A 25,267-nucleotide genomic window follows, 5' to 3' on the forward strand; every position below is an offset into this window, starting at 1 on the left:
ACCCCCACTCGCCGCACCGGGCCCTGACCCAAGTACATCCAGTACGAGGGCCAGGGCCCGGCACTCCCCCAAGCTCTTCGAGCAGGGGGGACCCCCAGAGCACGCACCTGACGCCGCGAGGCCCGCCCTTCGGGCGGACGACGGGAGTTTGACGACAGGACCTAGGCCGTCTCCCGCCGCCTGTGCCACTCCTGGAGGACCTCCTCGACGTCGTACCGCTTCAGGCCCAGCGGGGGTCCGGGCGGCGGCTTCAGCATCATGTCGAGGATCTTGGTGTTGATGTCCGCGATGACGGCGCGGACGACCCGTTCCGAGGGGGCGGCGAGGGCCGCCGCGAGCGCGTCCTCGGCCTGCTTGCGCAGGGCGAGCGACGGCGGCAGGTAGGACAGGCCCTCGCGGGCCATCTTTCGCTTGACCCACCACAGCTCGTCGTACGTCATGTCGTCCGGCAACGGCTTGCCCGCGCCCGGCAGACGGTCGAACTCTCCGCGTCCCTGCGCGTCGCGGATCTGCTGGTCGGCCCAGGACTCGAACGGAACCCCGGGTGGTTTGCGCTCGGTCATGGGTCCATTGTGCCGGACGCGGCCGGGCCGGGCGTTTTATCATGCGGCGGCGGCTCGGCAATCCGGCCACCGCTCGAAGGACGCCACAGGGGGAACCCACGTGCTCGAACTGACCATGGCCTCCGTCTCCGGGACGGACGCGGGCGCCACGGCCGGGATGGTCATGGCCGACGCTCCCAGCGAGCCGGGTGCCGCGCTGCGGGTGGGCCGGGACCCGGCCGTGTGCCGCCTGGTGACGCCGGACGACTGGCTGTTCGTCTCCCGGGTCCACCTGGAATTCGAGTGCGGGGCCGACGGCACCTGGCAGGTCACCTGGCGGCCCGGCTCCCAGCCGGAGCCGTCCTCCGAGGTCCGGCTGACCGTCGGTGAGCACACCCAGCCGCTCGCCTACGGCGGTACCGCCGCGCTGCCCCGGGGCGGCTCCGGCGAGATCGTCGTGCAGGACCGTACGAGTCCGCGCAGTGTCAACGTCGGGTTCTTCCACGAGGTTTGAGCACCGCCGGGTGGCGGCGTAGGGGCGGCCCCGGACGGTCACTCCAGGACCCGCACCAACGCGAAGCCGTCGTGGCCCTTGCTGCCGACCGTCTGGATCGCCGTGCCCTCCAGCCTGGGGTGCTCGGCGATGAGTTCCAGCGCGGCCCGGGTGCCGAGCACGCTCGGGTCGGTGCTGGTGGGGTCGGTGACGTGGCCGCCGCGTACGACGTTGTCCAGGACGATCAGGCTGCCGGCGCGGGTCAGGCGCAGGGCCCACTCCACGTAGTGCCGGTTGTTGGCCTTGTCGGCGTCGATGAAGACCAGGTCGAAGGGCGGCGGGTTCTCGTCGGCGAGCTGGGGAAGCGACTCCAGGGCCGGACCCACCCGCACCTCGGCGACCCGGTCCAGACCGGCGCGCGCGATGTTGCGGCGGGCCACGTCGGCGTGGTGCGCCGCGTACTCGAGGGAGATCAGCCGTCCGTCGGCGGGCAGCGCGCGGGCCAGCCAGATGGTGCTGTAGCCGCCGAGGGTGCCGATCTCCAGGATGGCGCGGGCGCCCTGGACCTGGGCGAGGAGGTGCAGCAGCTTGCCCTGGTTCGCGGTGACGTTGATGTGCGGCAGCCCCTCCGCGTCGCTGTCGCGCACCGCGGCCTGAAGGGGTTCGTCCTCCGGAGAGAGCAGAGTGGTGAAGTAGGAGTCCACGTCGTCCCACAGCTGCGAGTCGCTCATGCACCAGGCCTTTCGTATGTCTAGTTAGATTCTCTAACTAGCCGGGCTAACGAATATAGCCGGGTGCGATGGCGCTGTCAGGCAATGTCAGTCGTTCGGGGGCGGCCCGTTGGTCCGGGGTCGGGCTCACGCCTCCACCGACGGGGCCGAGCCCGGTAGCGGCCGGCCCGCCGACTCCGCCATGAACCAGACCGCCGCGCCGCCGATCAGCGAGGCCGCCATCATGTAGTAGGCGGGCATCATCAGGTTGCCGGTCGCGCCGATCAGGGCGGTGACCACCAGCGGGGTCGTCCCGCCGAACAGCGACACGGAGACGTTGAAGCCGATCGACAGCGAGCCGTAGCGGACCCGGGTCGGGAACAGCGCCGGCAGCGCGGACGGCATCGCGGCCGTGAAGCAGACCAGGAGCAGTCCCAGCGCGGCCATGCCCAGGCCCACCGCCGCCAGGCTGCCCTGGCGGATCAGCAGCAGCGCCGGGACGGACAGGAACAGGAAGCCCGCGCAGCCGGCGGCGATCACCGGACGGCGGCCGACCCGGTCGGTCAGCGCGCCCGCGAACGGCTGGACGATCATCATCAGGGCCATCACGGCCAGCACGACGAGCAGGCCGTGCGTCTCGTCGTACTTGAGCACGCTGGTCAGGTAGCTCGGCATGTACGACAGCAGCATGTAGTCGGTGACGTTGAAGACCAGCACCAGGCCCACGCACAGCAGCAGCGCCTTCCACTGGCCCGCGATCATCTCGCGCAGCGGCACCTTGCGGCGGTTCGACTCGGCCTTCTCGCACTCCGCCGCGAACGCCGGGGTCTCCTCCAGGCGCATCCGCAGGTACAGGCCGATGATGCCCATCGGGCCCGCGACCAGGAACGGGATCCGCCAGCCCCAGGAGGTCATCTGGTCCGAGGACAGCAGAGCCGTCATCAGGGTGACCAGGCCCGCGCCGCCGACGTAACCCGCCAGCGTGCCGAACTCCAGCCAGCTGCCGAGGAAGCCGCGCCGCTTGTCCGGGGCGAACTCGGCGATGAAGGTGGACGCGCCCGCGTACTCGCCGCCGGTGGAGAAGCCCTGCACCAGCCGGGCCACGAGCAGCAGCAGCGGCGCCCCGACGCCGATCGTCGCGTAGGACGGGATCAGGCCGATCGCGAAGGTGCCGATGGCCATCATGATCATCGTGAAGGCCAGCACCTTCTGCCGGCCGATGCGGTCGCCCAGCGGACCGAAGACCATGCCGCCGAGCGGGCGGACCAGGAAGGCCGCGGCGAAGGCGCCGAACGTGGACAGCAGCTGCGCCGTCGGGTTGCCGGAGGGGAAGAAGACCTTGCCCAGCGTCACCGCGATGTAGCTGTAGACACCGAAGTCGAACCACTCCATGGCGTTGCCCAGCGCGGCGGCCTTCACGGCGCGCCGGACGAGTGCCGGGTCGGTGACGGTGGTGTGGCGGCTCTTGGTGAGGGAGACGGCCCGGGGTGCGGTGACGGTGACAGCTGACAAGGCTTCGCTCGCCTGCCTTTCGACGGGGACAGGAACCCGGCCCGGGCGGCGGCGCTGACGCGAGGGCCGAAAGCGGCCTACCGGGGCAGGCCGAAAATCGACCATACGACCGCCGGTGTCCCTTACGCACCGTACGCACTTCGATGCGCGCTGCACCTAAATGTTCGCTGTGCAGGCACTTAGTCCCTGCACGGACCGTGATGTCCGCCTCCACGCTGTGATCCTTCTCGCGCCCCGGCTGGGGAACCGAACCGTTCGCGCACTATCGTCATCCTGACAAAAGGTGAGCGGACGACAGGTGAATCGGGGGTTGCCGCGTCCCTCTCCGGGGGAGGTGTGAAGCCTCCCCGAGCCGGCGAAGGGGTTCCCGGCGCGGGACGAGCGCGGGACGAGCGCGGGACGTACGGGGTGGGAGGCCGAGGGGGCGTGGCGAATGCGGAGCGCGGTGGGGGACCGGCGGCGGCGTTCGGAGCGGCGGCGGATCCGACCACCGCGCGTCTGTACGCGACCCGCCTGGGCCTGTGGCTGATCGCCGGGATCCTCGCGGTACGGCAGGTGGCCGCCGTCCTCACCACTCCGCGCGACAGCCGGCTCTCCGACCTGGAGACCTGGGTGGGACCGAACGGCGTCCTGCACGTCAAGGGGTCGCTGTACGAGTCGACGCAGTTCACCGGCACCCCGTTCGCCGGCCTCGTGCTCAAGCCGCTGACCAGGGCCGCCGAGCAGGCCCTCGGCTGGGGATGGACCTTCGGCACGCTGCTGCTCGTGGTCGCCCTCGGGCTGGTCGCCGCCCGCGCCCTGCCCGAGCCGGTCGGCCGCCGCGCCTCCCTTCTGGCCGCGCCCGTCGCGATCAGCCTGCTCATGCTGTCGCTGCCGGTACGCAACACGCTCTGGCTCGGTCAGACCAGTGTCATCCCGGTCCTGCTCGTCCTGCTCGGCTGCCTCGCCGTGCGCGGGCAGCGGGCCGGCGGCGCGCTGGTCGGCCTCGCGGCCGCGCTCCAGCCCACGGTGCTCCTCTTCGCGCCCCTGCTGTGGTTCACCCGGCGCCGGCAGGCCGCCGTCTCCGCCGCCGTCACGTTCGCCGGGTGCACCGTGCTCGCCTGGGCCGCGATGCCGCACGACTCCTTCACCTACTGGGTGCACCACATGGCGGGCGTGGGTCTCGGCGGACCCGCCGACGCCCTGGCCAACCAGTCCCTGCACGGCGCCCTGCTCCGGTTCGGCCTGACCGGCCCGCCGGAGACAGGCCTGTTCCTGCTGCTGGGCACGGCGGTCGCCGTGCTCGGGCTGCGCCGGGCGGTGCGCTACGCCCGCGACGGCCAGCTCCTGCTCGCCGTCGCGATCACCGGCTGCGCCGCGACAGCCGTGTCGCCCACCACCTGGCAGCACCAGCTGCTGTGGGTGCTCCTCGCCGTCGTCGGCCGGGTCGGCCGCCGCGCCTCCGACCGGTACGTCTGGCCGGTCGCCGTCATCCTCGTCATGACCCTGCCGACGAAGATGCTGCTGCCGAACATGGCGTCCCTGGACCCGCTGCGCGACAACACCGTCCTGCTGGCCGCGCTCGCCGCCGCGACGGCCGTGCCGTTCCTGACCCGCGGCTCGGAGCACTACGCCTCGCCCGTCCCCACCCGGTACGCGCCGCCGGTCACGGCCCGCTTCCGCAGGGTCCCCCTGCTCCCCTTCGCACGCCGGGTCCTCACCCGCCCGAACCTGCTCCTCGAACTGCTCCTCATACGCGTCACCTACGCCGCCTACCAGCAGGTCCGCCTCGCGGCGACGGGCGGCACCATCTCCGGCGGCCGGGCCCGCGCCGAGCAGCACGGCCACGAGATCCTCTCCCTCGAGCGCTTCCTGCACATCGACATCGAGCACGCGGTCAACCACGCCGTGGTGAAGATCGACTGGCTGCGGAACTTCTTCGACTTCTACTACGAGTCCTTCCACTTCGTCGTCCCGCTGACCGTCCTCGGCGTCCTGTACTGGCGCCGCCCGGTCGACTACCGCTGGGCCCGCTCGGCCCTCGGCTTCGCCACCCTCCTCGCCCTCGTCGGCTTCTGGCTCTACCCCCTGGCCCCGCCCCGCCTGATGCCGACCCTCGGCATCATCGACACGGTCCACGGCGTCCAGGACTTCTCCCAGCCGGACTACGGCACCCTGACGGCGCTGACCAACCAGTACGCCGCGATGCCGTCCCTGCACTTCGGCTGGTCGCTGTGGTGCGGCGTGGTCATCGCGGTCGTCGCCCCGAAGTGGCGGATGAAGGCCCTGGGCGTCCTCCACCCCCTGTGCACGGTCTCGGCCATCGTCGCCACCGGCAACCACTGGGTGCTGGACGCGGTGGGCGGCGCGGTGGTCGTCGGCACGGGTTTCGCGCTGACGTATGCGCTGCAGGGCCCCCGGACGCGGGTGACGTCGGCCGTCGCGGTCGCCGGTGAGCCGGCGCTCGGCGAGAAGGAGCGGGTGCCGAGCTGACGTCGCGGGACGGCCGGACGCCCGGCGTGCCCGCGCCGTCCCGGCGGGGGCTCGTGCCCCGGACATCGGCCGCGGACCGCCTTCGTTGTCAGTGGCCCGGTCTAGGGTGAGCGCGGACAGCACCGGTATGCGCAAGGGGGAACCGATGACCACACTCCAGGACCGGCCCAGCACCGCGCTTCTCGTCGTCGACGTGCAGAAGGACGTCGTCCACAAGGCCCACGAGCGCGACATGGTCGTCGCGAACATCGCCGCCCTGGTCGAGCGGGCCAGGCGGGAGGAGGTCCCCGTCGTATGGGTCCAGCACGCCGACGAGGAACTGGTGAGGGACAGCGACGGTTGGCGGATCGTCCCCGAGCTGACGCCGCGTGAGGGCGAACCGCTCGTCCACAAGAACTACGGCGACTCCTTCGAGGACACCACCCTCGAGACCGTGCTGTCGGATCTCGGGGTCGGCCGGCTCGTCGTGACCGGGGCGTCGACCGACGCGTGCGTCCGCTCGACACTGCACGGCGCGCACGTCCGGGGATACGACACGATCCTGGTCGGCGACGCCCACACCACGACGGACACGACGGCCTGGGGCGCCCCGCCGCCGGACCAGGTCATCGCCCACACCAACCTGTACTGGAGCTACCAGACGGCACCGGGACGCACGGCCGGGATCGTCGAGACCGAGGACGTCGACTTCGTCGGCGCCGGTTGGTCCTGAGGCCGCTGACGTCACTTCCGGGGACCAGCGCGGGCGTCGCTGCCGAAGATCGCGCGGTGGTTCGGCGCCCTCATGGCTTCCTCACGCCGAGGACAGGAAGCGCAGCACCGCCAGCACCCGGCGGTGGTCGCCGTCGGCCGGGGGCAGGTCGAGCTTGGTGAAGATGCTGTTGATGTGCTTGGCGACCGCGCTGTCGCTGACCACCAGGGCCTCGGCGATGCCCGCGTTGGAGCGGCCCTCCGCCATCAGACCCAGGACCTCGCGCTCCCTGGGCGTGAGCCGGTCGAGCGGATCGCTGCGGCGGCGCAGCAGAAGCTGGGAGACCACCTCCGGGTCGAGCGCGGTGCCCCCGGCGGCCACCCGGCGCAGCGCCGCGACGAACTCCTCGACGTCGGAGACCCGCTCCTTGAGCAGGTAGCCGATCCCCCGGTTGTGGGCGGCGAGCAGGTCCGCCGCGTAGCGTTCCTCCACGTACTGGGAGAGCAGCAGCACCGACACGTCGGGCCACTGCTGACGGATCATCAGCGCCGCCCGCACCCCTTCGTCGGTGAAGCCGGGCGGCATGCGGACGTCGACCACCACCGTGTCGGGCCGGTGCTCCTCCACCGCCGCCAGCAGAGCCTCGGCATCGCCCACGGCCGCCGCCACCTCGAAGCCGGCCGCCTCCACCACCTTGACCAGGCCGATCCGGAGCAGGACCGAGTCCTCGGCGATCACGGCGCGCACGGCAACTCCACGGTGATGGTGGTGGGCCCCCCGACGGGGCTGTCGACCGAGAAGGTACCGTCCACCGACCCGGCCCGCTTGGCCAGCCCGCTCAGACCCGTGCCCTGCCCGGGGTCGGCGCCGCCGGGACCGTCGTCCCCGACGACGACCCGCAGCACGTCGCCCCGCCGGTGGACGCGGACCTCGGCCCCGGTGGCGCCCTCGGCGTGCTTGGCGACATTGGCCAGCGCCTCCGAGACGACGAAGTAGGCCACCGCCTCCACGGTCGGCGAGGGACGCTCGGGCAGGTCGACCGCGAGCCGCACCGGCACCGGGGAGCGGGCCGCGACGCCCGAGAGCGCGGCGTCGAGACCGCGGTCCTCCAGGACCGCCGGGTGCAGACCGCGGACCAGGGTGCGCAGCTCGGCGATGGCCTCCTTGGCCTCCCGGTGGGCCTCGTCGATGACCTGGCGGGCCTCCTCGGGCAGGTCGGTGAGAGTGGCCCGGGCCAGGCCCAGGTTGAGGGCGAGGGAGACCAGCCGCTGCTGAGCGCCGTCGTGCAGATCGCGCTCGATGCGGCGGCGCTCGGCGTCGGCGGCGTCCACCACCCCGGCGCGCTTCTCGGTGAGGTCGTCGACCCGCAGTTGCAGCCGTTCGGCGCGGCTGGGGCCGAGCAACCGCAGCGCGGCCCGTGTGTCCGTGCGGACGACGGCCCCGGTGAGCCAGCAGGCGAGGAGCAGCAGCACCACACCCACCAGGGAGAAGAGGGCGACCTGGAACATGGTGCCCCCCTTGATGCGGTTCTCCGGCGGCACCAGCCATATCCACAGCAGGACCGTGCTCAGCCCAGTGCCCACGACCCAGCAGAGCAGGGCCAGCACGGTGCCCGCGGAGGCCCAGGGACCCGCCAGCACGTGGTAGCCGACCTGCCGCCACGTCGCCGCGGACCGCAGCCAGGCCACGACGGCCTGCGGACTGCGGCGCCGCACGGCGGGCAGCGCGGGGATCCGCACCCCCAGCCGTGACCGGAACCTCTTGTGCTGCGCCCTGGTCAGCACGCCGCTCATCAGTGCCACCACGAGAACGGGAACGTAGAGGGCGGCCTGGATCTCGACCAGGCTGACCGGCACGAACAGCAGCCACGGCTCCGCCAGCACCAGCAGGCCGACGAGGTGCAGCGGTATCCCGGTCACGGCGAACACGGTGTTCGCCCGTAGTTCGGCGACCCGCCGCCCGAGGGCGGCCCGGCCGGGCGAGGGCCGCGGCGCGGCGGTGAGAGGCATGGCCACACGGTAGGCGGCCGGTGGCTCCGGCGGCCATGGAGCTTGGGGGAGGGCCGGGGGTGTAGCTGGCTTCACCCCCGGTTCGGACAGGGACGCTACCGACGGCGGTGCCTGGAGCGGACAGGGTTGGTCGCGGGATCCGGCGCCGGGCCGGAGCGGAGAGGGGAACGGACGGTGGCCTCCATGGAGCTGCGCGGCGGGGTGGACCACGGGCCGGGGGAGGCCGGTCGGCGGCAGCGGTGGGCGAGCGCGGCCCTGGTGGTGGCGGGCCTGGCGCTGCTCCCGTGGCTCCTGGTGCTGGCGGGGTGCCTGCCCGGCGGGTCCGGGCCGGTGCGGTGGACGACGGCATGGGTGGGGCTGGACGCGCTGGAGTCGCTGGGGCTGGTGGTGACGGGGCTGCTGCTGGCCCGGGGGGACGCCCGCCGCTGCGTCACCGCCGCGGCCACCGCGACCCTGCTGGTGGCGGACGCCTGGTTCGACACGACCACGGCGTCGACGGGCGAGGCGGGGGCCGCCCTGACGATGGCCTTCTGCGCGGAGCTGCCGCTGGCGGCGGTGTGCGCGCTGGTGGCCTGCCGGGCCCTGCCCGGCCGGGGGCGGTGAACTCCAGCGGTACGGTGCGCCGCCTTCACCGAGTTCGTGTCGTGGGCGGCTGTGGACGCCGAGTGATCGTCACCCGGTGGCCGGTGGTACCGCTCCGCCCCACTGATGGTGCTGCTGCTCCTCTTCCACCGCCGAGTAGATCAGGCTCTGCAGCCCCTCCGGGTCCGGCACGTGCTTCAGCTCGAGCGTCCCGTGCTCCGACCCCGACTGGATCGTCAGCGTCCCTCCGCGCAGGATGCGCTGCCACAGCGTGGCGTTGAACTCCACGTCGTTGACGCGGGTCAGCGGGATGCTGTGCCCCGTCTTCGTCAGGAAGCCCTTGCGCACGGAGATCCGCTTGGTCGTGACGATGTACACCGTGCTGCGCCATATCATCAGCGGCAGCAGCCAGAACCACAGCGAGGCGACCACCGCCAGCCCCAGCACCACGTACCGGGCCACGGTGCCCCAGTCCTTGTCCGACGGACTCACCCACAACAGAGCTGTCGCCACAGCCCAGACGACCACGAGGACGACGAACGCGCCCACGATCTGGGTCCACTGCTGACGGGTGGCGTGCACCAGCTCCTCGTCATCTGCCAGATGACGGCTCACGTTGACCATGGGCGGAATCCTGGCACATCAAGTGCCGTACGAGTACGGCCCCCTCCGGTGGCCTCAACGCGCGCGCTCGTCGATGAGAGCGGCCAAGCCGTCCAGGATGCGCTGGAGGCCGAACTCCCAGGCCTGATCCTGCTCGCCGGACTGGGCTGCTGACGCGAGCGCCCCGGTGAGCGCGGGAAATTGCTCGCCGTAGGACTGCATCAAGTGACCCAGGACGGCGCCCAGTTGCGCCTCGGGGTCACCTGCGGGGCCTGCCGCACGGGCCTGTTGGGTGATACCGCGCACGTGACCGGCCTCGGCTGGGAGGTGCCCCGCCTTCTCGGCACTCTGGGCCAGGCTGCCGGCGAGGCCCTGGGGCGTGGCGGCTCATTCGCGTCCCGACGCCACCGCGGCCAGGACGCCCGAGGCCACCGCCGCGATCAGCAGGGGGGTGCCCAGGCCCTGATGCATCACCAGCCAGGAGCCGAAGGCGGCGCCGGCCAGCATGGCGATCACGGAGGCCGTGCGGCGCAGGGAGCGGCGTCCGGTGCCGCCGCCGGCCCGGGAGTCGGCGGCGAGGCCCGTCAACGTCCGGGTGAGGACGGTGGTCGTCAGGTCCGGCACGCCCAGCCTGATGACCGTCGCGTTGCGCAGGCCCATCGCGAAGGCGGTCAGGGCGATGGCGGTGTACGTCATGCCGGCGGTGCCCGGCGCGGTGAACGCCACCACCGCCGACACTCCGACCAGGAGGGCCTCGACGGCGAGGGTCACCTGGGTCAAGGTGCGGCGTGAGCCGCCGCAATAGCGGGCCGTGACCCGGCCGCCGCCCAGCGCGCCCGCCAGGAAGCAGGCCACGGACGTGGCGGTGTGCCGCACGGAGAAGCCCGGCGCCCCGGCGGCGGCGAAGCCGAGCACGGCCACGTTGCCGGTCATGTTCGCGGTGAAGACGTGCCCGAGCCCGAGGTAGCTGACCGCGTCGATCAGGCCGCTGACCACGGTCAGCCCCAGGAGCACCGCCACCAGACGCAGGCCGCGAGCCTCGGTGTCCTTCGGCGGTGGGTCCCCCGGTGGCGGGTCCCCCGGTGGTGGGTCCGTCGTCATGGGGTCAGGAAAGCATCAGCCACGGGTCCGTGGCAGCCGGACACGGCGGAGGCGGCGGGCCGGGGTCACCTGCGGGTGAGGGCGGCTCAGTACCAGCCGTGGGCCCGCCAGAACTTCCAGGCGGCGGCCGGGCTGCCGTAGCGGGACTTCATGTAGTGCAGGCCCCACTTGATCTGGGTCCTGGGGTTGGTCCTCCAGTCGGCGCCGGCCGAGGACATCTTGGACGCGGGCAGCGCCTGGACCAGGCCGTAGGCGCCGGAGGAGACGTTGGTGGCGTGCGGGTTCCAGCCGCTCTCCCGCTCGACGATCTTGCTGAACGCGTGGAACTGCGCGGCGTCCGGGATCATCTTTCGTGCGATCGCCTTCGCGTTGCCGCCCGCGTGCAGGGGGGCCGCGTGGGCGGGGGTCGAGGTGAGGGCCAGGCCGGCGGTGGCGGCGGCCACGGCGGCGGTGGTGAGGGCCTTCTTCGGGACGGCGACGGCGCGGATGGAGGAGACGGACACGGAGAACCTCTTACGTCGGGGACGGGGGAATCGCGGGCTGCCGTGCACCACGGGGTGGGTGGCGGGGCGTGCCCTGGGAACCGCCACCCGGTGGGGGCCGGCGCCCGGCGACGCGTACAGACAAGCAGGCGGGAGATCCGTCCGCAAACACCCCCTTTTGCTCGTTGCTGTCGCATTTGTGATGCTCGCTTCGGGTGAGATCCGGATCTCGATGCGCAGGTCAGCCCCGGTGAAAGCGCGTACACGCCAGGCAGGGTGGCCTACGGGCCGACCTCGTAGCTGAGCGGGCTCACGTGGGTGCCCCCACCGGGCGTGTCACGGTCGGCGTGCGCGGTCTCACCGACCGGTCACGGCGTCGGCGCGTCGAAGGTGACCGGCGCCTCGAAGGCGGCCCGGCGGGTGGCCCGGCGCAGCGCCCGCAGGACGGCGTGGCCGAGGACGAGCGTCAGGAGCACGGTGACCGCGGCCCGGCCCAGGTCCCAGCCGAGCGAGGTGGCCAGGCAGTACGCCACGAACCGGGCCAGGTTGGCGGGGACGCCCGCGTGCGGGTCGAAGGCGATGGACGAGGCGAGGGTGCCCATGAAGGGCCAGCCCGCGAGGTTCATGACGGTGCCGTAGGCGAAGGCGGCCAGGAAGCCGTAGAGCGCGAGCAGCAGCAGTTCCGCGCGTCCGCGCAGCCGGTCGGGGCCCGGCAGCAGACCCGCGCCCATGGTGAACCACCCCATGGCCAGCATCTGGAAGGGCATCCACGGCCCCACCCCGCCGGTGAGCAGCGCGGAGGCGAACATCGTCACCGAGCCCAGGACGAACCCGAAGCCCGGCCCGAGCACCCGCCCGCTCAGCACCATCAGGAAGAACATGGGCTCGATACCGGCCGTCCCGGCCCCGATCGGGCGCAGCGCGGCCCCCGTCGCGGCCAGCACACCCAGCATGGCGACGGCCTTCGGGCCGAGGCCGGACTCGGAGATCGTCGCGGTGACGACGGCGACGAGCAGGACGAGCAGGCCCGCGAACAGCCAGGGCGCGTCCTGCGCGTGCGCGCTGAGCTGCGAGGCGGGCGGGGCGAGGAACGGCCAGCCGAACGCCGCCACCCCGACCGCGCTGACCAGGGCGAGCGCGGCGAGGGACCGGGGGCCGAGGCGGACCGCCCGCACTCGAGCGCCGGCACGGCGCACCCTCTCGTCGGCGGGACGGGTCTTCTCGTCCCCGTGGGCAGGACGGGTCGCCCGGTCGGCGGGGCGGGCCGTCATGCCAGCGCCTCGCGGACCTGGGTGGCGGTGAGCCACCGCTGCGGGGCCAGGATCTTGGTGACCTGCGGGGCGAAGGACGGGGAGGACACCACCACGTCGGCCGTCGGACCGTCGGCGATCACCTCGCCCTCGGCCAGCAGCACGACCCGGTGGGCGAGTTCGGCGGCCAGTTCGACGTCGTGCGTGGCGAGCACGATGGCGTGCCCCTCGGCGGCGAGCGCCCGCAGCAGGGCGACCAGGCGGGTCTTGGCGCCGTAGTCGAGGCCGCGGGTCGGCTCGTCGAGCAGCAGCAGGGGCGGGCGGGCGGCGAGCACGACGGCGAGTGCGAGCGCGAGGCGCTGGCCCTCCGACAGGTCGCGGGGGTGGGTGTCGTCGCCGACGCCGGGCAGCAGTTCGCGGACCAGGTCCCGGCAGGTGCCGGGCGCGGCCTGCGCGTCCTGGTCGGCGGCGGCGCACTCGGCGGCGACCGTGTCGGCGTACAGCAGGTCGCGCGGCTCCTGCGGGACCAGCCCGACCCGGCGCACCAGTTCGCGGGGCGTCGTGCGGTGCGGGACCGCGCCGCCGACCCGGACCTGCCCGGCGGACGGCTGGACCAGCCCCACGAGCGAGCCGAGCAGCGTGGACTTCCCGGCGCCGTTGCGGCCCATGAGGGCGACGGTCTCGCCGGGGGCGAAGGCCAGGTCGACGTTCCGCAGGGCCTGGACACCGGCGCGCCGGACACCGAGGGCGTGGACCTCGGCCACGGGCGCGCTCGCCGGGACGGGTTCGGGGGCGGGGCCGCGGCGCAGCCGCCACCGGGCCGCGGGCCGGGGGGACGGGCGGGGCGCGGGGACCGAAGGCGGCGCGGCCGGTGCCGTACCGGAGTACACGGGCTCCCGTCCGTCCAGCCGCTGCCGCAGATCCGCGGCCCGGCGGCGGGCGTCCCGCACCGTCAGCGGCAGCGGGGACCAGCCCGCGAGCCGGCCCAGGTCCACCACCGGCGGGTACACCGGGGAGACGGCCATGACGTCTGCCGGGGCCCCCAACTGCGGGGCGGCGCCCGCGGCGGGCAGCAGGACGACCTGGTCGGCGTACTGGACGACCCGTTCCAGCCGGTGCTCGGCCATGAGGACCGTCGTCCCCAGGTCGTGCACGAGCCGCTGGAGGACGGCGAGGACCTCCTCGGCGGCGGCCGGGTCGAGCGCCGAGGTCGGCTCGTCCAGGACGAGGACCTTCGGGTGCGGGGTGAGGACCGAGCCGATCGCGACCCGCTGCTGCTGGCCGCCGGACAGGGTGGCGATGGGGCGGTCGCGCAGGTCGGCCAGGCCCAGCAGGTCCAGGGTCTCCTCCACGCGCCGCCGCATCACGTCCGGGGCCAGGCCCAGCGACTCCATGCCGTAGGCGAGTTCGTCCTCCACGGTGTCCGTGACGAAGTGCGACAGCGGATCCTGGCCGACGGTGCCGACGACGTCGGCGAGTTCGCGCGGCTTGTGGGTGCGGGTGTCCCGGCCGGCCACGGTGACCCGGCCGCGCAGGGTGCCGCCGGTGAAGTGCGGCACCAGACCGCTGACCGCGCCCAGCACGGTGGACTTGCCGACGCCGGACGGACCGACGAGGAGGACGAGTTCACCCTCGGGCACCTCGAAGTCGACGCCGCGGACAGTCGGTTCCACCGCTCCGTCGTAGGTGACCGAGACATCCTCGAAGCGGATCACGACGGCTCCTTGGGGGCGGGACTGGCGGGTGCGGCGAACGCGGGGGCCAGACCGAGGAGTACGGCGGCGGCGGGCCACAGGGGAAGAGTGGGCGCGACGAGCGGGACCACGCCGGGGTGCAGGGCCTGGGGGTCGCGGGCGGCGGCGAGCGCCAGCAGGGCCGCGACCAGCGCGCCCGACCCGGCGACCAGGAAGGAGCGCGGGTTCCAGGCGTCCGGGCGGTAGCGGGTGCGCGGGGAGCGGCGCCCGCCGAGCCACAGCCCGGCCAGGGCGGCGGCGACCCCGGCGAGCAGCACCGGCAGGCCGTAGGTGCCGCCCTCGGCGGTGAGCAGTCCGTACGTCCCCGCGCAGACGCCCAGCAGACCGCCGAGCGTGAGGGCGGCGGTGGTCCGGCGGACGGCGGGCGCGACCTCGGCGGTACGGCCGTAGCCGCGGGCGTCCATCGCGGCGGCGAGCGCGACGGAACGCTCCAACGCGCCTTCCAGGACCGGCAGTCCGACCTGCACCAGGCCGCGCACGCCCCGGTCGGGGCGGCCCCGCAGCCGGCGGGCGGCCCGCAGGCGCCGGCCGTCGGCGACCAGGTGCGGGGCGAAGGTGAGCGCGACGACGACGGCGACCCCGGTCTCGTACAGGGCGCCGGGCAGGGACTTCAGCAGCCGGGCGGGCGCGGCGAGGGCGTTCGCGGCGCCGACGCACACCAGCAGCGTGGCCAGCTTCAGCCCGTCGTACAGGGCGAAGACGACCGCCTCGGCCGTGACCCGGCCGCCCAGGCGGATGCCCTGCGCCCAGTGCGGCAGGGGGACTTCGGGCAGGGAGACGAGCACGTGCGAGCCGGGAACGGGCGAGCCGAGCACGACGGCGAAGACCAGGCGGATGACGAGCACGGCGAGGGCGAGCCGGACGAAGGCGGTGTAGGACCGCGCGGACGGCGTGTTGGGGCGGCAGCTCACCACGACGTAGCCGGAGACCGCCAGCAGCAGGCCGAGCAGCAGGGGATTGGTGGTGCGGGTGGCCGCGGTGCCCAGGGCCAGCGCCCACAGCCACCAGGCGCCCGCGTGGACACCGGCGGAGCCGCGGGCGGGGGCGCCGCCGGTGCGGCCCGCCCGCCCGCGGTCCCGCACGGCGTCACGCATCCCTGCGCCGCCGCGCCTGCCAGACCGCGGCCGCGGCCACCACGACCACCGCGGCACCCCCCGCGAGGAGACCCACGGACGGGCCCTCGCCCGGCTCGTCCCCGGCCGGCTGCGCGCCGGTGCCCGTGCCCGCGGCCACCTGCTCGCCGCAGCCCTGGCGCGGATAGCCGGCGATGGCGCACAGCAGGGCGTTGGTGTCGTACCGCAGCGGTTTCGCCACCGCGGCCAGGGCCTCGGCCGTGGTCGCGTCGGACGGCACCCGGGCGCACTCCGTGCGCGGCTTCGGCGGGGTCTCGCCCGCCGGGGCGTCCGCCTGGACACCGAAGTCGAGGACGAGCGCCACCCGCTTGCTGTCCTTCCGAGCGGGCGTCTTCGCGCAGATGGCCTCGAAGTCGGCCGTCCCGCGCGGCTTGCTCGCGTCCTGGGAGTCCTCGCTCACGGCGAAGCGCAGGCCCTGTACGTCGCCGTCCGAGGGACGCGCGGTCGACGGGCCCTCGGTGGCGTACACCCACTTCCCGCCGTCGCGGTCCCAGAAGGACCAGTACCGGTAGCCGGTGGCCTGCGCCTGGCCGGCATCGGCCACCAGCAGCAGCGCGGCGGCGAGCAGCGGTGCGCCGAGCGCCCGGAGCCGGCGGGTCACGGCTGCCCCTGCTTCTTCCGGCCGCTCAGCAGGAAGCCGATGCCGGCGCCCGCGACGAGGAAGACACCGACGGTCCACCAGACGCCGAAGGGGGAGTCGCTCTTCGCGGTGTCCTTGCTGCTCTTGGCGTCCTCGGCGTTCTTGGCGTCCTTGCCGGCGGCCTCGGGAGCCGGGCCGGTCGCGTTGAGCCGCTCGACCAGGTCGACACCGCCGAAGTGACGCGGGTCGGCGCCGGCCGCGCGGGCCGCGAAGACCAGCTGGGCGTAGGCGGCGGGGCCGCTCTGCTTCGCCCACGCCTCGGAATTCTTCTCCAGCCACTTCAGCGGCTTCTGCGCCTGTGCGGGCCCGCTCTGCACGGCCAGGGCGACGACCGTGTCGGCGGTGTTGCCGACGTCGGGCTGGTCGGTGGCACCGGGAAGGGCGGAGGTGAGGTGACCGTCCTTGGCGACGGCCTGCGCGAGGTAGGAGGCGCCGTTGGCCGCGGCCCGGTCGGGGCCGGGCTTGCCCGCGTCCTCGCAACGGGCCTCGCCGCCCGCGTCCTTGCCCTTGCCGGCCTCGGGGGCCATGCCCTGCCCGAGCGCGGCGACCACGGCGGCCGCGGTGGCGTCCGCGTTGGCGGTGAGCTTGCCCTTCTTGTCGGGCTGGTAGGCGAAGGCGCCGGCCCCGTCGCCGGAGCACGGCAGCGCGAAGGCGAGCAGGGCGTCGTAGGGGGACTTGCCGTCCTTGACGACGCTCTCCGGCTTCTGGCCGACGGCGGCGAGCGCGCCGATCACGACCGAGGTCGAGTTGGTGTCGCTGGGCCCGCCGGGCATGTACCCCCAGCCACCGTCCTTGTTCTGCACGGACTTCAGCCAGGTCACCGCCTTGCCGGTGGCCGCGTCGCGGCCGCCGAGCGCGGCGAGGGCCTGTACGGCGGCGGCGGTGCTGTTGGTGTCGACCATCACCTTGGCGTCGCAGGCCCGGCCCGGCTCGGCGCGGAAGGCCGCGAAGGAGCCGTCGGCGCACTGCTGTCCGGCCAGCCAGTCCACGGCCTGGGCGGCGGGCCGTACGCCCACGGTGTGCTGCGCGAGCAGCGCCAGGGACTGCCGCCAGACGCCGTCGTACTGGGGGTCGTTGCTGCCGTAGAGCCCCGCCGGGAGTGCCGGCGAGGACGGGGACGGGCCGGCGGACGCGTCAGCGACGGCGGGGGCCGCGCTGCCGATCACGGCGACGGCGGCGGCCAGGGCCGCGGCCCTGCGGCGGAAGTTCATGATCGGCGAGTGCCTCTCCCTGCGGGGAGCCGGACAGCACGGGACACCCCGGCGGCTCGGCTCCGTATACCTCGACGGTGCGATGCGCGGGCGGACCTGCCGACGCGCATGAGCCGGTCACGTCCCGCTCGGGGCATTCCGGCTCGCCGCCTTCACGGGGCGGCTCACGGCTGCGGGTCAGCGCCGGATTTCCACCGGCTTTCCCCCGAACGGGTGTGATGACGACCCGGTCACTCTACCGGCCCACCGGAAGGGCCCTGAGGGGCGGCCGCGCACGCCGGGGCCCGCCCCTCCTACACCCGGGGCGTGGGACCGCCGAAGGGCAGGTGCAGGGTCCGGGACGCCAGCAGCCACCGGCCGTCGGCCCGGCGGAACGTGTCCGTGTAGTGGCCGACCTGGACCGGCGGGCCGGGGGACACCATGCCGCCGTCGTAGCCGTCGACCCGGTAGGTCGTGAAGTACGACGTGGCCTCGGCCGTGTTTACCGACGTCGGCGTGACAAGGACGTTGGACATGACGCGGCGCGAGAGCCGGCCCGTGGGACGGGAGGCGAAGTACGCGCGCAGGGCCTCCCGCCCCGCGAAGCGGCGACCGTCGCCCGGCGGCGGCCACTGCCAGACGCCGTCCTCGGTGAACAGGTCGGCCACGGAGGAGGGGTCGCCGAGGTCGAGGCGGTGCACGAAGTCGATGATCAGTCGCTCGCAGGCGCGTTCGGCGAGGAAGCGTTCCGAGAGGTCCATGGGCGCTGTCTATCAGCGGCGTCGCGCCGGGGACGATCGAATAAAAAATCTTCCTGTTTGGGGGTTCCATCCAGCTCTGGGGGATTTATCCTGTTAGTGGCCTACGAGGCGAGTGAGGGAGTTCAACCGGAGTAGCCGACTTTGGCGCGACGCTACGGCATCCGCTGCGGCCGACGTCGACGGTAGGGCTGAGAGGCCGGAAGGTAGCAGTCGGACCCGAAGGCGACCCCCATTACCTGATCCGGGTAATACCGGCGAAGGGAACCCGTCTCGTAGGTCCAGCGCGTTCATGGGTCCTGTGCGTCCGTCTCGTAGGGCCTATGCACGCGCCTTCGGCGGCGCGGTCAGGTCCATCAGCCGGCACGCCGTCTCTATGTCGGCCTTCGCCTGGGCGAGGGAGGCGCGGCCCGAGAGCCAGGCGATCAGGGCCGAGAGCCAGGTGTGCTCGATCACGCGCACCGCGGACAGCTGCTCGGCCGTGGGCTCCTCCAGACCCGTGGCGTCCAGGATGATCGCGGTGGTCCGGCGGGAGACCTGGTCGACCTCCGGGCTCACGCTGCGGTCCGCGAAGGTCAGCGCGCGCACCATCGCGTCCGCGAGGTGGGGGTCGCGCTGGAGGGCGCCGAAGGCGCGCATCAGGGTCTGGGCCACCCGCTCGGCGGCGCTCTCCCCGGTCGGCGGGTTCTTGCGCAACGTGCCGTGCAGACGCTCCAGCTGGTCCTGCATCGTGGCGACGAGCAGGTGGACCTTGGACGGGAAGTACCGGTAGAGCGTGCCCAGCGCCACCTGCGAGGACTCCGCGACCTCCCGCATCTGCACGGCGTCGAACCCGCCCCGGGCGGCCAGTTGCGCGCTCGCGCGCAGGATGCGGCGGCGGCGGGCCTCCTGTCGCTCGGTGAGGGGCGGTGAGGCCGGCCGGGAGGTACTGGCTCGCGCAGGCATGGGTCCCGTTCCGTGACAGTCGGTGAGGCGGGGACCGGCAGGGGGACCGGACCGCGGGCGGTGGCGCGGGCCGTGGCGCGAATCACCCGATCCCCTGCTCACAGCGTGGCTACCTGCCGGTAGATTCGGAGCCTCCTGAACGATCAAGTCTGAAACTTGTTCTAGATTAGCGTCCCGGCGTAATGTCGCGGGACAGTGCAGTCAGAAGGGGGCCCGGAGTGACCGCTGAGCCCAGTCAGGCGGGGTCCCCGGCGGACCTGGCCGCGGACGGCGAGCGACCGCTCGGCATAGCGCTCCTCACCTACAAGGGGAACCCGTTCTGCGGCGGCCAGGGCGTCTACGTACGGCACCTCTCGCGCGAACTGGTCCGCCTCGGCCACCGGGTCGAGGTGATCGCCGCCCAGCCGTACCCCGTCCTCGACACCCTCGACTTCCCCGACGCCCACGACTCCCTCGGCGGCACCGCCGGCGACGGTCACGACGACCGGCTGCGCCTGACCGAACTGCCGAGCCTGGACCTCTACCGGCAGCCGGACCCCTTCCGCACCCCCGGGCGCGACGAGTACCGCGACTGGATCGACGTGCTGGAGGTCGCCACCATGTGGGCCGGCGGCTTCCCGGAGCCGCTGACCTTCTCGCTGCGTGCCCGCCGCCATCTGCGCGCCCGGCGCGGGGACTTCGACATCGTCCACGACAACCAGACCCTGGGATACGGGCTGTTGGGGGACGTTGGCGCGCCGCTGGTCACCACCATCCACCACCCCATCACCGTGGACCGGAAGGTGGAGCTGGACACCGCCGAGGGATGGCAGCGACGCTGGTCCGTACGGCGCTGGTACGCCTTCACCCGCATGCAGAAGCGCGTCGCCCGCCGGCTGCCCTCCGTGCTCACCGTCTCCGGCACCTCCCGCCAGGAGATCGTCGACCACCTCGGGGTGCGCCGGGACCGTGTCCACGTCGTGCACGTCGGCGCCGACACCGACCTGTTCTCACCCGACCCGGCCGTGCCGCGGGTGCCCGGCCGGATCGTGACCACCTCCAGCGCGGACGTGCCGCTCAAGGGGCTGGTGTTCCTCGTCGAGGCGCTGGCGAAGGTGCGCGCCGAGCACCCCGCGGCCCACCTCGTCGTCGTCGGCAAGCGGCCCGAGCAGGGCCCGGTCGCGCAGGCGGTCGAACGCTACGGCCTCGAAGGCGCCGTCGAGTTCGTCAAGGGGATCTCGGACGACGAACTGGTCGACCTGGTCCGCTCGGCCGAGGTCGCGTGCGTGCCGTCGCTGTACGAGGGCTTCTCCCTGCCCGCCGCTGAGGCCATGGCCGCGGGCACCCCGCTGGTCGCCACGACCGGGGGCGCCGTCCCCGAGGTCGCGGGACGCGACGGCGAGACCTGCCTGGCCGTACCGCCGGGCGACGCAGGGGCGCTGGCCGCGGCGCTCAGCCGGATGCTGGCCGACCCGGACCTGCGGACGCGGCTGGGCCGGGCCGGGCGCGAGCGGGTCCTGCGGCACTTCACCTGGGCCCGCGCCGCCGAGGGGACCGTGGCCCGGTACCGCGAGGCCCTCGCCCGCTCCCGCGCGGGCACCGCCGCCACGGCCCCCGGCCGGCGCGCGGGCACCCCGGGCGCCACCACCGCGACCGACGCCGACCTCAACCGCGAAAGCAGGGCCACGTGCTGACCGTCGACTTCTCCCGGTTCCCGCTCGCCCCGGGCGACCGGGTCCTGGACCTCGGGTGCGGTGCCGGCCGGCACGCGTTCGAGTGCTACCGGCGCGGAGCCCGGGTCGTGGCGCTGGACCGCAACGGCGAGGAGATCCGCGAGGTCGCCAAGTGGTTCGCCGCGATGAAGGAGGCCGGGGAGGCGCCGGAAGGCGCGACCGCGACCGCCATGGAGGGCGACGCGCTGGCGCTGCCCTTCCCCGACGAGTCCTTCGACGTCGTCATCATCTCCGAGGTGATGGAGCACATCCCCGACGACAAGGGCGTCCTCGCCGAGTTGGTCCGGGTGCTGCGGCCCGGCGGGCGGATCGCGGTCACCGTGCCGCGCTACGGCCCCGAGAAGGTCTGCTGGGCCCTGTCCGACGCCTACCACGAGGTGGAGGGCGGCCACATCCGCATCTACAAGGCCGGCGAACTCCTCGCCAGGATGCGCGAGGCGGGCCTGAGGCCCTACGGCACCCACCACGCGCACGCGCTGCACTCGCCGTACTGGTGGCTGAAGTGCGCGTTCGGCGTCGACAACGACCAGGTGCTGCCGGTGCGCGCGTACCACAAGCTGCTGGTCTGGGACATCATGAAGAAGCCGCTGGCCACCCGGGTGGCCGAGCAGGCGCTGAACCCGCTGATCGGCAAGAGCTTCGTCGCGTACGCGACCAAGCCGCACCTGCCCGCCGCGGCCGGGCCCGCCGAGGCGGCCGCCACATGACCACTCCCCGGACAGAACACCTCGTCCTGCCCGGGGTCCTCACCGCGGGGCAGGCCGCCGCGACCGTGCGCGGCATACTCGCCGCCCAGCGGGAGGACGGCGCCATCCCGTGGTTCCGCGGCCACCACCTCGACCCGTGGGACCACGTCGAGGCGGCGATGGCGCTGGACGCGGCCGGCGAGCACGAGGCCGCCGAGCGGGCCTACGCGTGGCTGGCCCGCCACCAGCTCGACGACGGCTCCTGGTACGCCGCCTACACCGACGGGGCGCACGACGACGTCGCCGACCGCCGCCGGGAGACCAACTTCGTCGCCTACACGGCCGTAGGGGTCTGGCACCACTACCTCTCCACCGGCGACGACACCTTCCTGGACCGCATGTGGCCCGTCGTGTACGCGGCGATCGAGTTCGTGCTGCGCCTCCAGCAGCCCGGCGGGCAGATCGGCTGGAAGCGGGAGGACGACGGCACGGACACCGCGGACGCGCTGCTGACCGGGTGCTCCTCGGTCCACCACGCGCTGTGCTGTGCGCTTGCCATCGCGGAGCAGCGCGAAGAGCCGCAACCGGACTGGGAGTTGGCCGTCGGCACACTCCGGCACGCGATCCGCGCGCACCCCGAGCGGTTCCTGGACAAGGACCGCTACTCCATGGACTGGTACTACCCGGTGCTCGGCGGCGCGCTGACCGGAGCGGAGGCCAAGGCGCGCATAGCGGAGGGCTGGGACCGCTTCGTGGTGCCCGGACTCGGGGTGCGCTGCGTCGTCCCCAACCCGTGGGTGACGGGCGGGGAGTCGGCCGAACTCGCCCTGACTCTCTGGGCGGTGGGTGAGTCCGACCACGCCCTGGCCGTGCTCCAGTCCATCCAGCACCTGCGCGATGCGGACAGCGGCCTGTACTGGACGGGCTACGTCTTCGAGGACGACGCCGTGTGGCCCCGGGAACTGACCACGTGGACCGCCGGCTCCCTCCTCCTCGCCGTGGCCGCGCTCGGCGGCCACGAGGCCACCTGCACGGTCTTCGCGGCGGGCGAGCGCCTGCCGCGGGGCCTGGAGACGGACTGCTGCGCCTGAGGCCTCACCGGCGTCCGGCCCGCCGGCTCCGCCTACGGCCCGGAATCACGCCGCACACCCGGACCGCGTACGGGGAGTGACCCGGAGGGTACCTCCGGTGCACTGTTTCGGCACGGCCACCCTGGATCACCCGGACCTCCCAAGTACCCGGAGCTACATGTTCGGGAGGACATCGTGCCCGTACCGATACGGCGCCTCGCACTGGCGCTGACGCTGTGCTGCGCCCTGCTCGCCGGTTCCACCGGGTGGGCCGTGGGCGCCCAGAGCACTCCGCAACACAGTCCGACGGTCGCCGTGGCGGCGGCCACGCCCCACCCCACCACGCCGGCGCAGCGGCAGCACTTCGCCAAGACCCGGTTCGTGGCGAACGCGGCCCTCGCGGCCGGGGCCACCTACGAGTGGATCGTGAAACCGTACAAGCAGGGCAAGTTCAAGAGGGGCGCTCCCCACCGCAGGGGCACCCTCATCAAGGCGGCACTCGCGGGCGCCTTCACGTACAACCGGCTCAGGGCCGCCGTGCGCAACGCCCAGGGAGACCCGCTGCTGTCGAAGGCACTCGCCCCGCTCAACACGGCCATCCACGACCTGCGGGCCCTGCCCAACAAGCTCCGCCACGGTGACACCTCGGCGGTCGGCAACTACAACGACATCATCAACAAGGTGAAGGGCGCCGGGAGCAGCGCGGGCGCGCCGGTCCACAACAAGGTGCCGACCCACTCGCAGCTCATCCACGGCTCCTAGGAGCCGTCCCGGGCTGTTCACCGACGGCCTGCCGGGTCCAGACCTCGCGTGCGGCACGGCAACGGCCCCCCGCCCGTGAGGGCGAGGGGCCGCGGGGCCGGTCCGGTCGGCCGGATCAGCCGCGCTGGATGTTGGAGGAGTCCTGGAGGACACCGCGGCGGCCGTCCTGCATCTCCGCCAGCAGGCCCTGACCGCGCTGCTCCACAGCCAGGTACCAGACGCCCGGTGCCAGTTCCGCGATCGGCGCGGGGGAGCCGTCCTCCGCGAACAGCGGACGCGGCGCCGGCACGGCGAACCAGAACGGCGAGAAGGCGGCGCCACCGGCCGCGGGCTGCTGCCCCTGCGGGGCGGCCTGCGGCGGCTGACCGCCGCCGAACGGCTGGTTCTGCTGCGGCTGCCCGGCGAACGGCTGCTGCGCGCCCGGGTAGCCGTACCCGCCCTGCGGCTGCGCGCCGTAGGGCTGCGGCGCGGCGGCCGGCCCCGGCGCGGGCATCAGCGCGGCCTGGAGGGCCGGGACCAGCGGAGTCGCGACGGCGCCCGCGGCCAGGACGAGGGCCGCGATGAAGCCGAGGATCAGGCCGGAGCCGGCGCCGACCTGGGGGGCGTCCACCAGGTTCCAGAACATGATCCATGCCACCAGGACCGTGAACGCCACTCCCGCCGCGCCCAGGTCCAGGCCCGCGACCTTGCGGGGCTGCGGCAGGCACCGGTTGACGACCACCAGCACGGCGCCGATCACTCCGCCCATGTAGACGCCGAGTCCCAGACCGAGCGAGTCCCAGGCGTTGCTGGCGAGGTAGCTCGAGTAGGTGTGGAGGAACGACGCGATGAACAGCAACACCGCTGCTCCGATCACCACGCCGTCGCCCCGAGTGAGGGAGCGGATATTCACGTCAGGTCCTTCGTAGGTCGTCGTCTCGTCGTCGGAGGAGGCGTCGCTGTCACCACTCGCCGTCGGGCCGTGATGCGAAGCGCGGGGGTGGCGCCTCATCGTACGGATGACACTATCGTCCGTACGGCCGGGATGTCCGCCGGGATGAGTGCGCTGATCACGACCCGCGCAGGAAACTCACGATTCCCTCAGAGATCCCCTCGGCCGCCTTCTGCCGCCAGTCGGCGCTGGTGAGCGATGCCGCGTCCTTGCTGTCGCGCATGTTGCCGCACTCGATGAAGACCTTGGGAACCGTTGACAGATTGAGACCACCCAGGTCCTTCCGTGTGACGAGACCGGTGCCGCCGCCGATGTAGTTGGACGGCGCCTCACCCGTGACCCGCACGAAGTTGCCGGCGACGCGCTCGCCCAGATCACGGGAGGCGGCGACGATCGGGCGGGTGTCGGCGGTGCCGGCGTGCACGGCCCCCGGGAGGATGACGTGGAACCCGCGGTCGCCGGGCGCCGCGCCGTCGGCGTGGATCGACACGACGGCGTCCGCGTGCGCGTCGTTGCCGATCCGGGCGCGCTCGTCGACGCAGGGTCCCCAGGCCGGTGAGTCGCCGTCGTGGGTCAGTTTCACCCTGGCGCCCTCCGCCTCGAGCAGCGCGCGCAGCCGGTGGGCCACGTCCAGCGTGAACCGGGCCTCGGCGTATCCGGCGTTGGTGGACGTGCCGGTGGTGTCGCACTCCTTGCGGTTGGTGCCTATGTCGACCGTGCGGTTGATCTCGGCCGTGTGCCGGAAGTTGCCCGGGTTGTGGCCCGGGTCGATGACGACGACCTTGCCCTTGAGCGGGCCGGAGGCGGCAGGCGCGGAGGCGGAGGGCGTCCGTGCGGGGGACCGGCCGGCCCCCTTGCCGGCCTGGCCGGGGTAGGAGGGCAGGGCCGGCTCCTCGGACGCCGAGGGGGACCCGGTCGCCGACGGCGGGGCCGCCGTGTCCGGACCGCCGCCCGGCTCGCCCACCGCCTCGTACACCAGCCAGCCCAGCAGCGCACCGGGCACCAGCGCCGCGAGGGAGACGGTCAGCAGCCCCCGCCGGATACGACGGGGGCGCTCGGACTGCGGGACATCGAAGCCGGGGCCTTGGTACGACACGCCTGCCACCCTAGGCCCTGTCGTCAAACTCCCGTCTGCCCCGCGACGCCATGCACGCTCCCCCAAGCTCTTCGAGCAGGGGGGACCCCCACTCGCCGCACCGGGCCCTGACCCAAGTACATCCAGTACGAGGGCCAGGGCCC

26 protein-coding genes and 1 riboswitch are annotated in these 25,267 nt (G+C 73.4%); of the genes, 8 read left to right on the top strand and 18 right to left on the bottom strand.

The window, feature by feature from the left end; translation table 11 throughout:
- Positions 1 to 161 precede the first annotated feature (161 nt).
- On the bottom strand, positions 162 to 563 hold the full coding sequence (locus ACTYVM_RS36625; RefSeq protein ID WP_445530063.1) for a DnaJ family domain-containing protein: 402 nt from the start codon (positions 561 to 563) through the stop codon (positions 162 to 164).
- Positions 564 to 663: 100 nt separating this feature from the next.
- Here ACTYVM_RS36625 and ACTYVM_RS36630 point away from each other — a divergent pair, with 100 nt between their 5' ends.
- Positions 664 to 1,056 carry an FHA domain-containing protein gene (locus ACTYVM_RS36630; RefSeq protein WP_400025489.1) on the top strand — a complete coding sequence of 131 codons (393 nt, stop codon included), beginning with the start codon at positions 664 to 666 and terminating at the stop codon, positions 1,054 to 1,056.
- Positions 1,057 to 1,094: 38 nt separating this feature from the next.
- Here the strand turns inward: ACTYVM_RS36630 and ACTYVM_RS36635 are convergent, their stop codons facing one another.
- On the bottom strand, positions 1,095 to 1,766 hold the full coding sequence (locus ACTYVM_RS36635) for an O-methyltransferase (RefSeq protein WP_400025491.1): 672 nt from the start codon (positions 1,764 to 1,766) through the stop codon (positions 1,095 to 1,097).
- A 126-nt stretch (positions 1,767 to 1,892) separates the two neighbouring features.
- Positions 1,893 to 3,257: a glycine betaine/L-proline transporter ProP gene (gene proP / locus ACTYVM_RS36640; protein ID WP_445530064.1), complete on the bottom strand. Its 1,365-nt coding sequence runs from the start codon at positions 3,255 to 3,257 to the stop codon at positions 1,893 to 1,895.
- Between the two features lie 426 nt (positions 3,258 to 3,683).
- On the opposite strand from proP, the gene ACTYVM_RS36645 reads away from it, so the two are divergent.
- Positions 3,684 to 5,729: a bifunctional glycosyltransferase 87/phosphatase PAP2 family protein gene (locus ACTYVM_RS36645; protein ID WP_445530065.1), complete on the top strand. Its 2,046-nt coding sequence runs from the start codon at positions 3,684 to 3,686 to the stop codon at positions 5,727 to 5,729.
- 145 nt (positions 5,730 to 5,874) lie between these two features.
- The gene (locus ACTYVM_RS36650; RefSeq protein ID WP_445530066.1) at positions 5,875 to 6,441 is read left to right on the top strand and encodes a cysteine hydrolase family protein; all 567 of its coding nucleotides are present in this window, start codon (positions 5,875 to 5,877) and stop codon (positions 6,439 to 6,441) included.
- A gap of 81 nt (positions 6,442 to 6,522) precedes the next feature.
- Here the strand turns inward: ACTYVM_RS36650 and ACTYVM_RS36655 are convergent, their stop codons facing one another.
- Together ACTYVM_RS36655 and ACTYVM_RS36660 are read right to left on the bottom strand one after the other, a co-directional pair.
- Positions 6,523 to 7,167: a response regulator gene (locus ACTYVM_RS36655; protein WP_445530067.1), complete on the bottom strand. Its 645-nt coding sequence runs from the start codon at positions 7,165 to 7,167 to the stop codon at positions 6,523 to 6,525.
- Positions 7,155 to 8,429 carry a sensor histidine kinase gene (locus ACTYVM_RS36660; protein WP_445530068.1) on the bottom strand — a complete coding sequence of 425 codons (1,275 nt, stop codon included), beginning with the start codon at positions 8,427 to 8,429 and terminating at the stop codon, positions 7,155 to 7,157. Before ACTYVM_RS36660 ends, ACTYVM_RS36655 begins: the two co-directional genes overlap by 13 nt.
- A gap of 183 nt (positions 8,430 to 8,612) precedes the next feature.
- On the opposite strand from ACTYVM_RS36660, the gene ACTYVM_RS36665 reads away from it, so the two are divergent.
- Entirely contained in the window at positions 8,613 to 9,032 is a 420-nt protein-coding gene (locus ACTYVM_RS36665) for a hypothetical protein (RefSeq protein WP_445530085.1), read from the top strand.
- 69 nt (positions 9,033 to 9,101) lie between these two features.
- Here the strand turns inward: ACTYVM_RS36665 and ACTYVM_RS36670 are convergent, their stop codons facing one another.
- The 11 genes from ACTYVM_RS36670 to ACTYVM_RS36720 form a co-directional block, all read right to left on the bottom strand.
- Positions 9,102 to 9,635 (bottom strand): PH domain-containing protein, encoded by a 534-nt coding sequence (locus tag ACTYVM_RS36670; protein WP_445530069.1) that lies wholly within the window; start codon positions 9,633 to 9,635, stop codon positions 9,102 to 9,104.
- A 54-nt stretch (positions 9,636 to 9,689) separates the two neighbouring features.
- Complete coding sequence (locus ACTYVM_RS36675; protein ID WP_445530070.1) at positions 9,690 to 9,920, bottom strand: TetR/AcrR family transcriptional regulator C-terminal domain-containing protein; 231 nt, start codon at positions 9,918 to 9,920, stop codon at positions 9,690 to 9,692.
- Between the two features lie 81 nt (positions 9,921 to 10,001).
- On the bottom strand, positions 10,002 to 10,715 hold the full coding sequence (locus ACTYVM_RS36680) for a YoaK family protein (RefSeq protein ID WP_445530071.1): 714 nt from the start codon (positions 10,713 to 10,715) through the stop codon (positions 10,002 to 10,004).
- An 86-nt stretch (positions 10,716 to 10,801) separates the two neighbouring features.
- A complete protein-coding gene (locus tag ACTYVM_RS36685; protein WP_445530072.1) occupies positions 10,802 to 11,218 on the bottom strand; it encodes an aggregation-promoting factor C-terminal-like domain-containing protein in 417 nt (138 codons plus the stop codon).
- A 347-nt stretch (positions 11,219 to 11,565) separates the two neighbouring features.
- The gene (locus ACTYVM_RS36690) at positions 11,566 to 12,468 is read right to left on the bottom strand and encodes an ECF transporter S component (protein WP_445530073.1); all 903 of its coding nucleotides are present in this window, start codon (positions 12,466 to 12,468) and stop codon (positions 11,566 to 11,568) included.
- Positions 12,465 to 14,162, bottom strand: coding sequence for an ABC transporter ATP-binding protein (locus ACTYVM_RS36695; RefSeq protein WP_445530074.1), 1,698 nt, complete (start codon positions 14,160 to 14,162; stop codon positions 12,465 to 12,467). Before ACTYVM_RS36695 ends, ACTYVM_RS36690 begins: the two co-directional genes overlap by 4 nt.
- The gene (locus ACTYVM_RS36700; protein ID WP_445530075.1) at positions 14,159 to 15,295 is read right to left on the bottom strand and encodes a CbiQ family ECF transporter T component; all 1,137 of its coding nucleotides are present in this window, start codon (positions 15,293 to 15,295) and stop codon (positions 14,159 to 14,161) included. The genes ACTYVM_RS36695 and ACTYVM_RS36700 overlap by 4 nt, the downstream gene beginning before the upstream one ends.
- A complete protein-coding gene (locus ACTYVM_RS36705; RefSeq protein ID WP_445530076.1) occupies positions 15,288 to 15,935 on the bottom strand; it encodes an SCO2322 family protein in 648 nt (215 codons plus the stop codon). The genes ACTYVM_RS36700 and ACTYVM_RS36705 overlap by 8 nt, the downstream gene beginning before the upstream one ends.
- Positions 15,932 to 17,185: an SCO2321 family membrane protein gene (locus ACTYVM_RS36710; RefSeq protein WP_445530077.1), complete on the bottom strand. Its 1,254-nt coding sequence runs from the start codon at positions 17,183 to 17,185 to the stop codon at positions 15,932 to 15,934. Before ACTYVM_RS36710 ends, ACTYVM_RS36705 begins: the two co-directional genes overlap by 4 nt.
- A 131-nt stretch (positions 17,186 to 17,316) precedes the next feature.
- Positions 17,317 to 17,390, bottom strand: a riboswitch (cobalamin riboswitch).
- An 88-nt stretch (positions 17,391 to 17,478) separates the two neighbouring features.
- A complete protein-coding gene (locus ACTYVM_RS36715; RefSeq protein WP_445530078.1) occupies positions 17,479 to 17,925 on the bottom strand; it encodes a nuclear transport factor 2 family protein in 447 nt (148 codons plus the stop codon).
- Between the two features lie 318 nt (positions 17,926 to 18,243).
- Positions 18,244 to 18,867, bottom strand: a complete 624-nt coding sequence (locus ACTYVM_RS36720; RefSeq protein WP_445530079.1) for a TetR family transcriptional regulator — start codon at positions 18,865 to 18,867, stop codon at positions 18,244 to 18,246.
- A gap of 218 nt (positions 18,868 to 19,085) precedes the next feature.
- On the opposite strand from ACTYVM_RS36720, the gene ACTYVM_RS36725 reads away from it, so the two are divergent.
- From ACTYVM_RS36725 to ACTYVM_RS36740, 4 genes are all read left to right on the top strand, one after another.
- A complete protein-coding gene (locus tag ACTYVM_RS36725; protein ID WP_445530080.1) occupies positions 19,086 to 20,540 on the top strand; it encodes a glycosyltransferase family 4 protein in 1,455 nt (484 codons plus the stop codon).
- Complete coding sequence (locus tag ACTYVM_RS36730) at positions 20,534 to 21,286, top strand: class I SAM-dependent methyltransferase (protein WP_445530081.1); 753 nt, start codon at positions 20,534 to 20,536, stop codon at positions 21,284 to 21,286. The genes ACTYVM_RS36725 and ACTYVM_RS36730 overlap by 7 nt, the downstream gene beginning before the upstream one ends.
- Positions 21,283 to 22,356, top strand: a complete 1,074-nt coding sequence (locus ACTYVM_RS36735; RefSeq protein ID WP_400025522.1) for a prenyltransferase/squalene oxidase repeat-containing protein — start codon at positions 21,283 to 21,285, stop codon at positions 22,354 to 22,356. Before ACTYVM_RS36730 ends, ACTYVM_RS36735 begins: the two co-directional genes overlap by 4 nt.
- A 174-nt stretch (positions 22,357 to 22,530) precedes the next feature.
- The gene (locus tag ACTYVM_RS36740) at positions 22,531 to 23,097 is read left to right on the top strand and encodes a hypothetical protein (RefSeq protein ID WP_445530082.1); all 567 of its coding nucleotides are present in this window, start codon (positions 22,531 to 22,533) and stop codon (positions 23,095 to 23,097) included.
- 115 nt (positions 23,098 to 23,212) lie between these two features.
- Here the strand turns inward: ACTYVM_RS36740 and ACTYVM_RS36745 are convergent, their stop codons facing one another.
- Positions 23,213 to 23,989 (bottom strand): hypothetical protein, encoded by a 777-nt coding sequence (locus tag ACTYVM_RS36745; RefSeq protein WP_445530083.1) that lies wholly within the window; start codon positions 23,987 to 23,989, stop codon positions 23,213 to 23,215.
- A 157-nt stretch (positions 23,990 to 24,146) separates the two neighbouring features.
- Positions 24,147 to 25,124, bottom strand: coding sequence for an N-acetylmuramoyl-L-alanine amidase (locus tag ACTYVM_RS36750; RefSeq protein ID WP_445530084.1), 978 nt, complete (start codon positions 25,122 to 25,124; stop codon positions 24,147 to 24,149).
- Between the last annotated feature and the right edge of the window lie 143 nt (positions 25,125 to 25,267).

It is taken from the genome of Streptomyces cyslabdanicus, from assembly GCF_052663305.1.

Bases quoted from the DNA above. Each gene is read 5' to 3' on its own strand.
- ACTYVM_RS36625 (WP_445530063.1), bottom strand. From the start codon at position 563: ATGACCGAGCGCAAACCACCCGGGGTTCCGTTCGAGTCCTGGGCCGAC.
- ACTYVM_RS36710 (WP_445530077.1), bottom strand. From the start codon at position 17,185: ATGAACTTCCGCCGCAGGGCCGCGGCCCTGGCCGCCGCCGTCGCCGTG.
- ACTYVM_RS36660 (WP_445530068.1), bottom strand. From the start codon at position 8,429: ATGCCTCTCACCGCCGCGCCGCGGCCCTCGCCCGGCCGGGCCGCCCTC.
- ACTYVM_RS36735 (WP_400025522.1), top strand. From the start codon at position 21,283: ATGACCACTCCCCGGACAGAACACCTCGTCCTGCCCGGGGTCCTCACC.
- ACTYVM_RS36635 (WP_400025491.1), bottom strand. From the start codon at position 1,766: ATGAGCGACTCGCAGCTGTGGGACGACGTGGACTCCTACTTCACCACT.
- ACTYVM_RS36665 (WP_445530085.1), top strand. From the start codon at position 8,613: ATGGAGCTGCGCGGCGGGGTGGACCACGGGCCGGGGGAGGCCGGTCGG.
- ACTYVM_RS36700 (WP_445530075.1), bottom strand. From the start codon at position 15,295: ATGCGTGACGCCGTGCGGGACCGCGGGCGGGCGGGCCGCACCGGCGGC.
- ACTYVM_RS36680 (WP_445530071.1), bottom strand. From the start codon at position 10,715: ATGACGACGGACCCACCACCGGGGGACCCGCCACCGGGGGACCCACCG.
- ACTYVM_RS36690 (WP_445530073.1), bottom strand. From the start codon at position 12,468: ATGACGGCCCGCCCCGCCGACCGGGCGACCCGTCCTGCCCACGGGGAC.
- ACTYVM_RS36715 (WP_445530078.1), bottom strand. From the start codon at position 17,925: ATGGACCTCTCGGAACGCTTCCTCGCCGAACGCGCCTGCGAGCGACTG.
- ACTYVM_RS36720 (WP_445530079.1), bottom strand. From the start codon at position 18,867: ATGCCTGCGCGAGCCAGTACCTCCCGGCCGGCCTCACCGCCCCTCACC.
- ACTYVM_RS36650 (WP_445530066.1), top strand. From the start codon at position 5,875: ATGACCACACTCCAGGACCGGCCCAGCACCGCGCTTCTCGTCGTCGAC.
- ACTYVM_RS36670 (WP_445530069.1), bottom strand. From the start codon at position 9,635: ATGGTCAACGTGAGCCGTCATCTGGCAGATGACGAGGAGCTGGTGCAC.